Source organism: Colwellia sp. Bg11-12, assembly GCF_014076955.1.
GTDB lineage: Bacteria > Pseudomonadota > Gammaproteobacteria > Enterobacterales > Alteromonadaceae > Colwellia_A.
Genome location: NZ_JACGUZ010000069.1, coordinates 1 through 16,009, shown reverse-complemented (window position 1 = coordinate 16,009; position 16,009 = coordinate 1). Strand labels below are relative to the sequence as shown.

The 16,009-nt window shown below is 37.6% G+C and carries 8 protein-coding genes; 3 read left to right on the top strand and 5 right to left on the bottom strand.

What is annotated here, in order from left to right:
- Positions 1-25: 25 nt before the first annotated feature.
- The 5 genes from H4J39_RS08610 to H4J39_RS08590 form a co-directional block, all read right to left on the bottom strand.
- Complete coding sequence (locus H4J39_RS08610; RefSeq protein ID WP_182227420.1) at positions 26-805, bottom strand: thioesterase II family protein; 780 nt, start codon at positions 803-805, stop codon at positions 26-28.
- Positions 806-830: 25 nt separating this feature from the next.
- Positions 831-3,968: an efflux RND transporter permease subunit gene (locus tag H4J39_RS08605; protein ID WP_182227418.1), complete on the bottom strand. Its 3,138-nt coding sequence runs from the start codon at positions 3,966-3,968 to the stop codon at positions 831-833.
- Between the two features lie 8 nt (positions 3,969-3,976).
- Positions 3,977-5,113, bottom strand: coding sequence for an efflux RND transporter periplasmic adaptor subunit (locus H4J39_RS08600; RefSeq protein ID WP_182227416.1), 1,137 nt, complete (start codon positions 5,111-5,113; stop codon positions 3,977-3,979).
- A 112-nt stretch (positions 5,114-5,225) separates the two neighbouring features.
- Complete coding sequence (locus tag H4J39_RS08595) at positions 5,226-5,402, bottom strand: hypothetical protein (RefSeq protein ID WP_182227414.1); 177 nt, start codon at positions 5,400-5,402, stop codon at positions 5,226-5,228.
- Between the two features lie 443 nt (positions 5,403-5,845).
- Positions 5,846-8,008, bottom strand: a complete 2,163-nt coding sequence (locus H4J39_RS08590) for a winged helix-turn-helix domain-containing protein (RefSeq protein ID WP_182227412.1) — start codon at positions 8,006-8,008, stop codon at positions 5,846-5,848.
- A gap of 288 nt (positions 8,009-8,296) precedes the next feature.
- On the opposite strand from H4J39_RS08590, the gene H4J39_RS08585 reads away from it, so the two are divergent.
- The 3 genes from H4J39_RS08585 to H4J39_RS08575 form a co-directional block, all read left to right on the top strand.
- Positions 8,297-10,546 carry a penicillin acylase family protein gene (locus H4J39_RS08585; RefSeq protein WP_182227410.1) on the top strand — a complete coding sequence of 750 codons (2,250 nt, stop codon included), beginning with the start codon at positions 8,297-8,299 and terminating at the stop codon, positions 10,544-10,546.
- 11 nt (positions 10,547-10,557) lie between these two features.
- Positions 10,558-13,737 carry an amino acid adenylation domain-containing protein gene (locus H4J39_RS08580; RefSeq protein WP_182227408.1) on the top strand — a complete coding sequence of 1,060 codons (3,180 nt, stop codon included), beginning with the start codon at positions 10,558-10,560 and terminating at the stop codon, positions 13,735-13,737.
- On the top strand, positions 13,734-16,009 hold a 2,276-nt coding region (locus tag H4J39_RS08575; RefSeq protein ID WP_182227406.1), incomplete at its 3' end, for a condensation domain-containing protein. The genes H4J39_RS08580 and H4J39_RS08575, both read left to right, overlap by 4 nt.

The following is a 16,009-nucleotide window of genomic DNA, read 5'->3' as shown; positions in this document are numbered from 1 at the left end:
CTTCTAAAAGGGAAGGATATTTGGTTTACGGATAATCATTCATGATTTTTTGAACAAGGCGGTGAAGGCTTTGCAGCGGTTTAGGGTTATCATTGATAAAAAAGTGGCCACCATCAAACATGCTTATTTCAAACCCAGAGCAGGTGTAGTTTTCCCAATGCTTAAGTTTATCGAGACCAATATTAGGATCCTCTTTACCGCCATATACTGATATTGGACACAACAACTGAGATACTTCTCCTATATATTTTTCTGCCATTTGAAAATCTGCCCGCAGTGTTGGCAATAAGAGTTGCATAAATTCATCATTATCTAATATCTCTTGAGGCGTGCCTTGCATATAGCGCAAAGTGTCCAAAAACTTATCTATTGGAAGATTATAAGTAGGCGTGGAGAAACATGGTGTATCCGGAGAACGACTGCCAGAAGCAATAAAATGGATAGGCCCTGGGTAGCCTAGTGCAATGGCTTGTTTCGCGAATTCGTAAGCTACTCGGGCTCCTAAACTGTGTCCATAAAGTATGTAAGGATTATGCCTCAATATTGATGCCTCACATATCAAGTCTGCAACAAGACTCTCCATTGATGTATAAGCTTCTTCGAGAAATCGTGATGCCCGGCCCGGTGCATTTAAGGCAAGCACTTCTAATTCATCAGGCAATTTATTTGGCCAATCTTGAAACATGGAAGCATTGCCGCCAGCACATGGAAAACAAATCATTTTGTAACGTACAGTGCTGGGTTTATTAATGGGTAACAGTAGCTTTTGCACTGAAGTCGAATTATGCATCTGAGGTTTATACATCTTAACTACCTATTTAATAATTATTTTAATTAACAGATTTAATGTTAGGTACATTAAACCGTTCGCTGAAATTTATTTTTTTTCGTGATAACCACTGATTTATATCTTCAAGGATGAGATATAAAGAAGGTAGCAGCAATAAACTAATTACGGTGGCGAACAAAACCGCAAACCCCAATCCTACCGCCATTGGGACCACTAACTTAGCCTGTAGACTACTTTCAAACATCAAAGGTAATACTCCAACAAAGGTTGTTAAGGATGTAAGTAAAATTGCGCGAAAACGTGCGCATCCAGATTCAATAACCGATTCTGTCAAAGGCAAGCCGCGAGACCTTGCTTTATTGATGAAATCGGTCATCACCAAAGAGTCATTAATAACGACCCCCGCCGCTGCAATTAAGCCGAAAATAGACAAAGTACTTATATCAATACTGAAGATATAATGCCCCCATATTGCACCCGTAAAACTTAACGGAATGACTAACAAAATAATCAAAGGTTGTGTGTAACTTTTAAGTGGCACAGCGAGTAATATGTAAACACTAAGTACACCAGCAATAAATAGCACAATCTGTTCATTTAGCTGACTATTTTGTTCTTCTATAGCCCCGCCTAATTCGGTGCGAAGTGTGGGAAATTCATTCTTAATTGAAGGGAGAATAACTTCTCTGATCGTTTTGATGACTTGGTTTGGCGTGACTATACTTTTATCAATATCGCCCGAAATATAGACATTGCGCAGACCTTGCTCACGTCTAATAAAGCTTGTACCTGGAACACTTTTAAACTCAGCAACATCACCGAGCATAACTTTTGCCCCATTTGGCGTTGTAATTTGAGTATAAAGCAACGAAAATTCTTGCTCTTGAGTTTTTTCGGGGTAATGGACCATCACCCTAATTTCTTCTCCAGCGAGTAACACTTTTTGTGCTTCTTTACCGTAAAAAGCAGCACCTACTTGCTTTGCTATATTTTGTAGTGTTAATCCAAAATCATATGCAACCGGTAATAAGGTTAATTGAATTTCTTTACTGGTAGAGTCTAGAGTTGAATTCACGTTGACAATGCCAGATTGGTTCTTGAGTTGAGAGAGGAATTTTGTTGATGCTTCTCGTAATGTTTCCATGTCAGCAGCATATAAGCGGTATCCAAAATCCCCTTCTTCTGAATCGCCGTTTAAATTATCATTAATACTTATAGATTTTAAACTCGGGATATTGGGAATCGCTTGACGCCACCTCCGTGCTAACTCAAATGTATCATAAGGTCTAATAGCCTCATCAACAAGGGGAATAATTAACCTTCCCTCTGTTCTATTGTCGTTTAGTGATAAGATATCGCGCACCATTGTCGCGCCATATTCTCGGCCTGTTTGCTTGTCAATATCAAGGATAATTTGCTCTATCTTCTTGATTGCAAAAATGGTTTGCTCAACAGAAGAATTATCATTCATTCTTATGTTAATACTCGGAAAATCATGTGGTACGCTAGGTTCAGGTACAAAGCGCACTCTGTCTGACGTAATAAGAGCAACACTGATAAGGAGAATACCGAAAAATACAACCATAGTTAACCAGCGATCTTCTGTGCAACGTGTAACTAATTCTTTGTATGGCCCATATACAAAACTATCAAAGCTATTATTGAAACGCGTACGTATATGTTTCTCAGGTAATTGATCATACTGAATGTGGGCTAAATGTGCAGGCAAGATAAGCTTAGATTCAATTAAGCTAAATATCAGGCATAAAATAGCAACCATAGCAATTGAATAAAATAAAGTACTATCAGGCCCGCTTGAAAATACAAAAGGTGCGAATACAGCCATGGTTGTGATAACTCCGAAAGTTGCTGGTGTAGCAACTTTCTTTACACCTTTAATTACGTTATCGGCACTAGAACCATCCTGCTTAACCTGACTGTAAACGCTCTCGGCTGTAACAATAGCATCGTCGACCACGATACCTAATACCATAATAAAAGCGAATAGAGTGACGATATTAATGCTTAAGCCAAACAAGGGCATCACGATAACAGCTCCGAGAAAACATATAGGTAATCCTGCCATCACCCAAAAAGCTACTCGAAAACGTAAGAAAATTGAAAGTAATATGGCGACTAAGCACGCGCCCTGAAACAAATTTTTAAACATCATATTTAGTCTTGCATCAAGATAATAAGTGTAATCAACCAGCACTTTTAGTGATAACCCTTTAGGTAAAGACTTATTTTTCAGTTTAATAAAGAGGTTAACAGAATCAGCTACATGCATAATATTTTGATGTTGAGTCGCATTTATTATCAACGATATAGCATTTTCACCTGAAAACTTTAAATAGCGATCATCTCCAACAAATTTTTTCACAACGCTCGCAACTTCATGGAGTAATACAATGCCACCGCCAGGGGACGTTTTAACTGGAATATTTCTAAAATCATCTAAACTTATAGATTGATTGTTAACTCGAATAGAAATGGCCCCTTGTTCTGTACTAATTTGACCTGCTGATAAATTAGCCGAATGAGCAGTGATGGTTAACGCAATATCCTCTAGAGTGAGTTGATAAGCTTTTAATTTAGCTATAGGCACATCAATAGAAATTTCTTCTTCAGGAGCAAGTAATTCGACAATAGACACATGTTCAAGTAGAAGTAATTCATTCCTAACCTCTTTACTTAGTAATTTAAGTTGTGGTAACGGGTATTCACCTACTAACGAAATTTCCATCACATTTTGGGGTGTTTCGAGTTTAGATATCTTAAGTGGTTCCATGTCTTGCGGAAATGTCGCAATACTATCTACATACAGTTTTATTATATCTAGTGAATCATTTATATCAGCCCCTGTCGATAACTTGATTCTTACTCGTCCTTTATTTCGATTTGCATAAGAAATAATTTTATCAATTTGTGCTTCATTTTTTAATTTTTCTTCAATTTTGATTAATATATTTTCTTCAATTTCAAGAGGAGACGCCCCAGGATAATAGGCAGAAATTTCAATATAATTAGGTGTAGAGGTAGGGAATAGTTGCTTTTGAATTAAAAAATAGCTGAGTAAGCCTACTATCGAAATAAACAACATTAGCAAATTAGCGGCAACTGAATTTTTAGTAAAATAGGAGATGATTCCATTATCAGAGCTTATCTTGTTTGACATAAGTTACCTTATAATATGCTTTCTTTCTGGCGAATTGGATTGACTAACATACCTGTACGGGGATATTCAGGCACATTTAGAACAACAATTGCACTTGAACCAAGGTTTCCCGTTACAACATATCGATTATCTTTTGCTCTCAGTATTGAAACAGATTTTCGTTGTAACTTGTTGTTAGCATCAATTAACCAGAGTTCGTTGTTTATCACACTTTTTTGAGGTACTAGATATACACTGTCAATAGTTTTTCCAGTAAAGCTGGTTTCAACAAACTCTCCGAACCTTAGAATAGGTTGGTTCGTAGATAAACTATACGGATCTTTTACCCTAACAACGATTCGCAGCATACGTGTTTGAGTATCTATTACACCTAAATCTCGAACAACTTGAGCATTTCTAACAGCTTGTTGGTGACCAGAAACCAGTGCATTAACATGACCTAATTTCACCGGTAAAAAATGACGCTCAAAACCAGCAATAGGTACCTGTACTTCTCCATATTCGACGTTGTGTAACATCGCAACTTTTTGACCTTGATTGACATATTGCCTCTGACCAACCTCTCTCGAAACCACTAATCCATCGAATGGGGCGTAAATGTCGCAGTTATATAGCTCTTTTTTGGCAATCCTTAATGACGCTAATGAAGAATCTAATGCAAGTTGTGCTTGCTGTAATTGGGGTTGTCGTAAATATAGCTCTGGTACATCTCCATCATTAAAGCTTTTAGCTTCCTGGCTAGCAACATCTGACTTAGCTTGCTCTACTATCAATTCAGCTCGTGCCAAGGCTACTTTTTCCTTAGCATTAAGTACTGCTGCTTGATAAGTTTCTCTCTCAATACTCAAAAGTAATGTATCACGTTCAACTAGGCCACCGGGCACAAGGGAAGGATGCCAATAAATGATTTTCCCTGTTACTTCAGTTACTAATTGTGTACTTTCTAAAGGCTCAATTATGCCGTGACCCTTAAGTGTGACTTGGTGTTTCGATTGCCAAATCTCCCCCACGATTACTGAGGGTACATTTTCCCTAATAGAATTCGTTTGGTTTTCAGCGGCGGTTATATTTATTATAACGAACAGTCCAACAGATATGGCGCATGAAGCTACCATCAAAATTCGACTTGTTACCCGTGATTTCATTCATCTACTCTCTTTATATTATATAAGTTGAAGATTATTTGATTAAATTCATAGAACTCAAGTCATTAAAATACAAGGTGAAGTCATAAATTATAAGCCCCGGTTAACCATATTATTCTTTACACTGTGGAAGAATTTTGCATATGAAATCTATTACTTGAGAATTTTCATCTATACTTTCAATCTCATCTTCTATCGCATAACTATTTATAGAAACTATGGAAAATACTATTGTTGTACTTAATATGATTTTTGCTAGAGCTGATCTTTTCTTTTTGTTAAATGTCATTTTATTATTCCTTGCTCAATGTTGGATAGAATTTTTGCCCCGACCATAGCCGCTAAATGAATTTAGCGTTAATAACGCGCTTATACACCTTACATCTTATGATTAGCTGTGAATAACCACCACATAGCTTTGCTTACTTCTTAGGAAAACAAGTAAAAATTTAGACAAAACCATTAGTTATCAAGGTTTAACTAAGGTAACAACTAGTCACACGTTATATTTTAATCAGTATTTTAAAATTAAGAATATTTATTGATTTTATGTTGTTTTATGGAAATATAGTGATCTGCAGCGTTATATCACAAGGAATGAAAATGTCAGTAGGTATTATTTTTTAATATCGCTGCGATAGGAAACTTGTCATACTAGAATTTGCTTACGTAAATCTACTTTATAATTTGAAGATTATATAAAGAATTGTGTTCAAAAAGGAAATCGGAATATTAATCCGATAAACGACTATCCCTTATATAGACAAGATCAGAGTTTGGGAGGTTATTTTGCATCAACAAAAACTTTTGACCATTAGGGTGAACTTTAAATTTTGCATGGTAAGTATTCTTTTGCCAAGCCACCACAGACTTAGCCCCGGTGCTTAGATGAATTCTATGTAAATCAAAGTTCTTACCTTTAGGTGACGAATAGTAAAGATAGTTTTCATACACGTGCCAGGAAATATTCGAATCGGTAGGGATAATAGCAATTAACTCTTGCTCTTGTGCTAACAGGTTAACTTTTCGATGTAGTTCACCTTTTGAATTTAACAAATATACAAATTTCCCTAACTTGTCTTCTTTAGCTTGCAGTATATCGCTCATTATTCGAGTGCTTTTTTTCGAAGCTAATTCATAATGTATTAACGCACTATTACCGCTTTCACGTCTAGCGTAATAAATACCCTTTCCATCAGCCGTCCAGCTCGGTCGTTGTGCATTTTCCATTTGTTGAGTAATATAATTTATATTGTTGTTGATTAAATTGAGTGTAAATACTTGTTGATCGATCAAACCTAAAAGAATCGATTTATTGGGGTGGTAACTTATATCAATCAATCGATGATCCGTCTCAAAGTTAGTTAACAGCTTTATTTCTTCACCCATCGAATAACGGACGATTTGCTGAAGGCCATCAATTGTAGCTCTGAAAATAATATCGTTGGCAGCATTTGTATAATCAGGATGCCCTTCATCACCATCAAAAGGAAACTCTAATATCTCGAGATCACTTTTATGCACCTTATTAAATGGATTAGCTATTTCTCTGATATCACTTTTATTATCATAGTCTGTATTCGCAATTAAACAATCTACACCGCATGCATCGGAAATAGATCTAAGCTTTTGATTTTCAATATCTATATTGAAGAACTTTTCACTTTCGACATCAAAGTACTGTAATTCCTCGCTACTAGTATAGTAAATTCTTTTACCTTTACTACCCCAAGTTAGATTGATTGGAGCAAAGTTAATTCTGTTATTACTACTAATTTTTCCACTTTTCATATCAAAAATCATTAAGTGGACTCTGTTGTATCGTCTAAAGCGCAAGGCAGCTAGGTATTTGCCATCCGGAGAGAATTGAGCAGCGTAATCACCAAGGCTTTCAACGTCCGGAAAAGTGATTTGTTTGATATCTTTGGTCGAAATATCAATAGCAAATATAGAGTAAGGATGTTTATCACTTTGCTTATCGACGAAGTACAATGCTAAATCATCCGGAGACCAGAAAACAGTAGGTTGCAAAGTATTGTATTTATATACTGATTGTGAGCTTGTTACCTTCATATTATCGTCAAAATCAAGGATCATTAATTCTACTTCCTCACCTTTTTGACGTTGATAAGCTAACCGTTTTCCGCTATTTGCCCATTTTGCAGCATTATTATTTGCTGTTCCACTTGTTAGCTTTTTAATTGTTTGGCTATTAGGCATTTTCAGATAAATATCATAATAGCCATTTATAGATTTTCGATGTGAAAATATAATAGCGCCATTTTTTTCATTATAATCTGCACCTAATTCTTCCCCAGGCATGCTTGTGAGAAGTTCGATATTCATTGTTCTATTACTGCGCTCACTCCAAAAATAGGCACTAAATAGAAGAATAGACAGCGTCAAGATAGTAAAAAAGAAGACAATCAATTTAGAAAGAGAGTACTTTGGAATGCCTTTATCATGGTATGTGTTTAATTCAATGGTTGTCGAAATCTTTGGAGCTGGTTGTGTTTCAGCTTGATTTTGATAAGTATTGCTAGTTGGCACCACGGGGTTCTGCTCAATATTTATATTTGCAATGAGCAAATAACCTTTGTTGGGTACCGTTTTGATATACCGGGCGGCCTTAACATCATCGCCCAGTGCATCACGCAATTTTTTAACTACACGTCTAATCGCATTGTCAGATACGATACGTCCACTCCATACATTTTCCAACAAATCTCGTTGGCTTACATACTCACCTTTTCGTGCAATAAGGTAACAAAGTAACTCCATAACTAAAGGTTCAAGTTTAATGATACCATTTTGGTTCGAAAGTCTAGTCTTTTTAAAATCAATTACAAATTCACCAACAGTAATTTTTTCATTTCCCAACCAATCAAAAACCACAGTTGATTTCCTTACTTATCAATTATTTAAAGTGTTGTTTGGCATGTGATTATTTGTTACCAAACTGTTACGTCGGTAATATAACACAAAAAATAACAGGAAGTGCTTTGCCTATATAAAATTATCCCTCCAGTATGAATCTAAGTTTTTAACACCCACTTTAGGGATGTTTCGAAGTAATAAATTGAGTTGAGATAATTAGTGATTAACCAATATCCCATTTTAAAGAAAATAGTATTTTTAGTTATAATATTTGCGTTTTTGGCAATTATTTTCATACTGCTTAAATTGCAAAATACGTATAGCTCCTTACCAAAGTTAAATAATACTTTATCGATTGGATCACTAAAAGATCAAGTCAACATTAAAAGAGACAGAAACGGTATACCGAGTATTTATGCAACAACACGTAATGATAGCGCATTTGCTCTAGGTTACTTACATAGCCAAGAGCGCTTCTTTCAGATGGATATATTACGTCGCACAGCTAGTGGTCAATTAAGTGTACTTTTAGGTATAAGTGCGATTGAACAAGACAAACTTGCAATACCATTCAACTTTGACTTGTTAGCTGATGAAACAATAAAGCAATTACCACCTGAACATAAGACGTTGTTAGCCGCTTACACTAAAGGAGTTAATCAGGGGCTTAATACTTTAGATTCGTTTCCTTTCGAATATTCTGTTCTTGAGACGGCACCAGGACCTTGGCAAGAAAGGGATTCAATTCTTGTCGCTTACGCTCTTTTTCTAAAATTACAAAGTATTGAGCTAAAAAAATCATTAGATTTACATAACATTGAAAAAGCGCTGCCATCAGAGCTAGTTTTATTTCTTATCCCCGAAAAACAAACATTAGCGGGGTTACCACCCATTAATCAGGTACCTACTGTAGCAATATGGGGGAAAAGCTCTACATCTACTTCATTAGAAAAATATGAAGTAGAAAACTACAGGATCAATAAGGCGAATGGAATTGGCTGGGCTATTTCAGGTTCAAAGACCCTAAGTCAAAGCGCACTAATAGCTATTAACTTAAATATGCCCCTTAGCATCCCAAATACTTGGTTTAGGGTGAATCAATATATAAAAGATAAGCATGAATTTCATGGTGTCACAATCCCAGGATTTCCTTTATTTTTGTCTGGCAGTAATACACATGTTGCATGGGGTCTATCACCTTCTCGCAGTGTATGGGGGAGGTTACAAATACAGTCAACGAGCAATGTCGATGTACAAACGAATGAACGGACTATACAGGTTAGACAAGAACCCTCGGTTATATATAACTTCGAGTCAACTAAGAAAGGCCCTGTGGTCGCATCAGATAAGCTCGGAAACTTACTAAGCTGGCAGTGGGTTGGAAATTCCCCTAAAAGCATTAATTTAGATTTGTTAGCTCTAGAAACATCAAAAGATACAAAGCATTCCTTATCTCTTTTTAAACAAGCCCGATTTGCCCATTTTGATGCATTTGTGGGTGACAGTGAAGGTAATATTGGTTGGACCATGTTGGGAGCGATCCCAAAAAAAGATTGTTTTCAAACGAAAATTAATTGCGAAAAACAAACAGATGTATATCGCTTACCGATTGATTATCCTCAAATATTTAATCCAGATAAAGGTTATATATCAACAGCTGATACACCACTATTCAATTTAACAACGGGTGACATGCATTGGTTTGACACAAATGAATTAAGCAACAGAGAAAAGCATACTGATGATAATGTTTTTGGAATGTATAAACCTGACGAAGCAATGGGGTATAAGTCACTAACTGATATACGAAATTATCCTATGATGCGCTGGCAGAAATTTTTGATAAAAGTTCTGAGTCAGGAGCTACTTACCGCTCAACCTCAGTTGCGAGAATACCGGAAATTTGTTGATAATTGGAACGGTGATACTTCGTCAAATTCTACCGGATACATACTCATAAGAGCATTTAGAGATAGTATCGCAAAACATGTTTTTAAGCCTATATTTAGCAAGATAAGTACAGATAAAGCCTCTTTAGAATTAAATGATTATTTCAACCTCACTCAGAGGTGGGAAATTCCTTTGTGGCAAATTATAAATCAACAACCTGATAATTTTTTAGATACACAATATTACAACTGGCAAGACTTGTATGCCTCAATACTAATTGATTTAAACAACATGTTTATATTGCAGGAAGGTTCACTCGCCCAAATAACATGGGGTCAGTATAACCACGTGGAATTTAAGCATAGTACATTTAATGTATTACCTAAACTAAACCGCTGGTTAGTATCTTTACCCGCAGAAAAAATTTCTGGTGATGTTCAATTGCCCAAAACTCAATTCGGAAACTTTGGATCAACATTACGTTTGGTGATGAGTCCAGGCCATGAATCCCAAAGCTTATTTAGCATGCCCATCGGACAATCGAGCAACCCTTTATCACCCTATTGGCTGGCAGGACATGATGATTGGGTGTTAGATCGCCCTACACCTTTTTTACCTAGCGACCCGAATTTTAACCTAACACTTAATCCAAAGAGTTCTCAATAAGAGGAATACGAATGAACCAAGATAATCATTGTTCGCAGGCGGGTTACCCCCTGACGTTATCACAACTAGAAATTTACTTTGATCAAGCAAAAGACCCAAGTAGTACCGCCTATAATACAGGCGGTTATGCCCGAATCTTTCGCAGCATGGATGTTGAAGCAATGCAGAAAGCGATCCATCTGGTCGCAGATCAACATGATGTATTTCATTTGGCCTTTGAAGAAGTGGGTGAGCAAATCATCCAAACATACAAGTACACGCCAGCTAAAATTAAGTATTTGGAGTTTGATCAGCATAAGCATCCACTAGCAGCAGCAAGAACATGGGTTGAAGAGCAATTTAAACGTATCTTTGACCTAAGCAAAAACGGGCTTTATAGCACCCATATTTTAAAAATTGCGGAAGACGAATATTGGTTAGTCCTTTATGCACATCATTTAATTTTAGATGGCTTGAGTTACAGTATCTGGACAGAAAATATTTTTGACTATTACATTTCACAAACTAAAGGTGAAGATTTAAACCTGGAGCAATCACAGCCACAATTTAATGACTTGGCACAAAAGTCTTATAAATATCCAGAAACCAAATCCTTTACTCGATCAGCAGATTTTTGGAATAATAAATTTGATGATGTTTTTGAACCCGTTATCAAGCCCAGATACCCAAAAAAAGCAGGTGAGGCCTCAACATGTATGGTAAGTCAGGAGATTTCTCCTGAATACTATAAACAACTTGTCACCTTTTCAGAGTCCTTTGGATTCACCATACATCAGCTTTTCATTGGTGCCTTATATGGATATTTTTTAGGTGTAAATTGCAACCGTACTATCCCGATATGTCTGCCTTTTCATAATCGTACCGGCTCGGCCAAAAACGCTATTGGTTGTTTTGCCAGTGTGTCCCCTTTGGTTTTAAACATCGAACCAGAAATGACATTCAGGCAACTCATGGATGACGTCAGTAGTGGTCTAAAAGCTATTTCCAGACATACCAAATATCCGATGAGTAAAGTCATACAAGGGATGCGCAGTACCCAACCCTATGTAAACAATTTATTTGATATAAATTTTAATTACTATAAGGCTAGTTTTAACATTGGCGAAGGTGAGTTTGAAAGTGAAACACACTCGCTAAGAACAGGTCATCAGCCTCCATTTAAGTTTCATTTGTGTGAATTTAAACATAAACAAGAAATTCAAATTGAATGTCAAACCGGTTACTTCAACGACAGCGATGCAAAAGCAATACTTGAGCGTATCCAGTTAATCATCGAGCAGGTAGTGGCCAATCCTAATATTCAATTAGCTGATCTCGAGCTAACAACTGAAAAAGACCTCGCCAGCTATGCAAGATTAAATCAAAGAACTGAACCTCATCAAATCACTAACCCGAGCATTGTCGAATTATATGAACAACAAACGACTTCTATGCCCGATGCGAATGCACTTGTTTTTGCAGAGCAAAGCCTAAGTTTTCAACAACTCGACCACAAAGCAAATCAATTAGCCAATAAACTGCGCAGCTTAGGAGCAAACAAAGGCAGTATCATTGGCTTATGTGTTGAACGCTCTTTAGAAATGCTCATTGGTTTGATGGGGATTTTAAAAGCAGGTGCGGCATATCTGCCCTTAGATCCTAAAGCCCCGGCAGAACGCATTAAATATATCATTGAAAATGCAAATCTGGATACAGTTGTCACTAGTCACAAATGCAGTTTGTTACTACCAGATCAGGTGAGCAAGCTAGTACAACTGGACGAAGCAATGTCTGAAAAGTGGCTTAGCAAATTTAGCACTTCAGCACCAGAAAAAAACATCTCAAATAGTGACACCGCCTACGTCATTTACACATCTGGTTCAACGGGATACCCTAAAGGCGTCGAAGTTAGCCATGAAAACTTAGCTCACCTCACCTCTGCTATGCATACGATGTTAACGAAAAATGGATTGTCAGGTAATTGTAGATGGGCATGGAATGCACCGCTATATTTCGATGCCTCTGTACAAGCAATTACCCAATTAGCATTAGGTGCTGAACTTCATTTAATCAGCGATGAACATAGAGTTGACCCAAGTAAGCTGACGACCTATCTACATGAACACTGCATCGATGTACTAGATACCACACCAACCATGCTAGAAGTACTCTTGCCTGAAGCAAAAAAACATCATCATTTATTGCCTAATCTACTCATTGGTGGCGAAGCAATTAATCCGAATTTGTGGCAAGAAATCAACAAACATACCGAGCAATCAGGACGCTTTGCATTAAATGTCTATGGCCCAACTGAATGCACAGTTAACAGCTCTTGGGCAAACTTAAAAATATCAGACAAGCCCACCATCGGGCATAGTTTGCCAGGAACACAATTATTCGTCATCAACGAAAGCTTACAGCCCCTTCCTGTCGGCATAATTGGTGAGCTTGTTATCGCTGGCCCCGGTGTTGCTAAAGGCTACTTAAATAATACCGCGTTAACCGAAAAGGCCTTTATTAATCATCTCCAACTTGGACGTATTTATCGCAGCGGCGATCTAGTGAGCCTTGGAGAAGATGGAAAACTGGAGTATATCGGCAGACGTGACTTTCAAGTGAAACTAAGAGGCAATCGTATTGAACTCGAAGAAATTGAAAATGTGTTATGCCGTCACGAGTTCATTATGGATGCTGCAATTGTTATTAAAGACGATCAAATACAAGCCATTGTAGTGGCAGAAAAAGTCAGTGAAGAAGAGCTAAATCGACATATAAAGAGTCAACTACCGGACTATATGCATATTAGTCACTATGTCTTTATTGATGCCATGCCCATAACTGCTAACGGCAAGAAAGATCGGGCTGCATTAGCCAAAATTGACAGCCAACAGGGAGTTGAAAGTTACCTTGCTCCTACTAGCAATGTCGAAACTCAAATCCAACAAATTTGGAGCAACCTGCTGCAAAAAGAACAGATAAGCATAGGTGCTAACTTCTTTGAAATCGGTGGCCACTCTTTATTAGCAATTCGCGTAGCTAGTGCATGTCGTGATTTGTTTAAAGTCGAAGTTAAACTTTCAGAGTTTATCGAAGCGCCAACTATTCGTAGCTTGGCGGAAAAAATTTCATACGTAATTGACAGACAAGAGGCTGTTTATAAAGTCATAGACTCAAGTCTGGTATTAAAAAATAACAAAAGGATCATATTATGAATGCGGAAAGAATCATCAATATCTGTCTTGAAAAAGGCATTTTTCTATCGGTCGACAATGGCAACCTGCAGGTAGATGCCAGCAAAGAAGAACTGACACCAGATATCCTTTCTTTGCTAAAAGTGCACAAGCAAGAGCTAGTTGATTACATAGATGCATTTAAAGCACAACAACAAGCTTTAAATCGCCAACAACTTAAAAAAACAGATATAGCCGGTCCAGCACCACTTTCATTTGCACAACAACGCTTGTGGATAGTGGACTGTATTGAACAAGGCGCTGTCCAAAGTAATGTTTCTGCGCCTTTTAACCTCGAAGGACAGCTCAATAAAGCTGCGATGCAAAAAGCAATTAATACCATTTTAATGCGTCATCAAGTACTGCGTTCAGTTTATCGTGAAGAAAATGACGAATGTCGCCAGCATTTGCTTGAACAGTTTGACGCCACTATTCCAGAAAAAGACTTAAGTCATCTTAGTGCTGAAGACTTTGATGAACAAGTACGTGTGCTGGCCAGAAAAGAAGCATTAACTCCCTTTGATCTCTCTAGCGATGTGATGTTACGAGTAACCTTGCTTAAAGCTAGCGAACAAAAGCATGCTGCCCTTTTTAGCATGCATCATATTGCATCTGACGGCTGGTCAGTTGGTGTCTTTATCAGAGAGTTCAACCTTCTTTACAGCGCTTTTGCTCTAGGTAAAGAGAATCCACTGCCGACACTCGAAGTGCAATATAGTGATTATGCCCATTGGCAGCGTGACTGGATGCAAGGTAGTGTCTACGAAAAAGAACTTGAATACTGGCGCACTCAATTACAAGATGCACCACCTCAGCACAGCTTGCCGCTAGATAAACCTCGTAATACTAATTCTAATATCATTGGTAAAAAAGTGAAGCGTACTATTTCCGCGCCATTACTTACTAAACTAAATGATTTTTGTAAGACTGAGGGTGTCACCTTATTCATGGCGCTACAAACTATTTATTCACTGACCATCTCCAAATGGAGTCGCGAGGATGATGTGGTCATGGGAACGCCAATCGCGGGCCGCATGCACCAAAATGTGGAGCCATTGATAGGTTTCTTTCTCAACAATCTGGTGCTTCGTTCAAATTTCGCTGGAAACCCTACTTTTAAAGAGTTAATGGCACGTAATAAGAAAGTATTGGTGGATGCCTTCGAACATCAAAACTTGCCGTTTGATGCGCTGGTAGAAGAAATTAACCCAGAGCGAAGTAATACGCATCAGGTCATGTTCCAACTTTGGTTTGTATTACAAAATCACGATAGCTCAGATTTCACCTTGCCTGACTTAAATATGTCACTACAAGAATGTGATGAATTCATTCACTTCGATTTGTCATTAGAGGCAATTGAAAAGCAAAATCAGCTTGAGATGAATTGGTTATACCAGGCTGATATATTTAATGAAAGCACAATAAATGAACTTTCATTATCTTTTGAGTCTTTATTAGAAAGCGTGCTTACTAATCCAAATTGTCATATTGATCGATTAGAAGTGGTTGGCAAAGACAGTGCTCAGCCTTGGTTAAATAAGGTTAGTAATGATTACTATAAACAACGTAACCTGGTAACAATGATCGATCAATATAGTCAGTTTACCCCAGGTGCCAACGCACTGGTTTACCAAGAAAAAATGCTGAGTTACCGCAAGTTAAGTGAACAAAGTAACCAGTTAGCTAACTACCTAGTCGCAACTGGTGTCACAGCCAATAGTTCTGTTGCTCTTTGTATGGAACGTTCCCCAGAAATGGTGATTGCTATGTTGGGTATCATGAAAGCAGGAGCGTCATATATTCCGATGGATCCCAATACTCCTAGAGAACGCATAGAAAACATCTTGCAAGATACCGGTGTAAATACCTTAGTGACCATGAGCTCAGTCGCTGAAAATTTAGTAAATATCAATACCACTAATATTTTCCTAGACAGTGAAGAATGGCAAGCGAGTAGCACTGATGCTCTTAACATTGACATTAAAAGCGATGATATTGCCTATATCCTGTTTACATCAGGCTCAACTGGACGGCCTAAAGGTGTACAAGTAACCCACAAAAATATGATTAACTTAGCCTATTCCATGCAAGAGATTCTTGCTGAGCGAGGATTAGTCGGCAGTTTTAACTGGGCTTGGAATGCACCGTTAGTCTTTGATGCCTCGGTACAAGCGCTCACCCAACTTGCCTTTGGCGTCGAGTTGCATCTATTGACCGAAGAAATGCGCACAGACCCAGGTGCACTAGCCAGTTA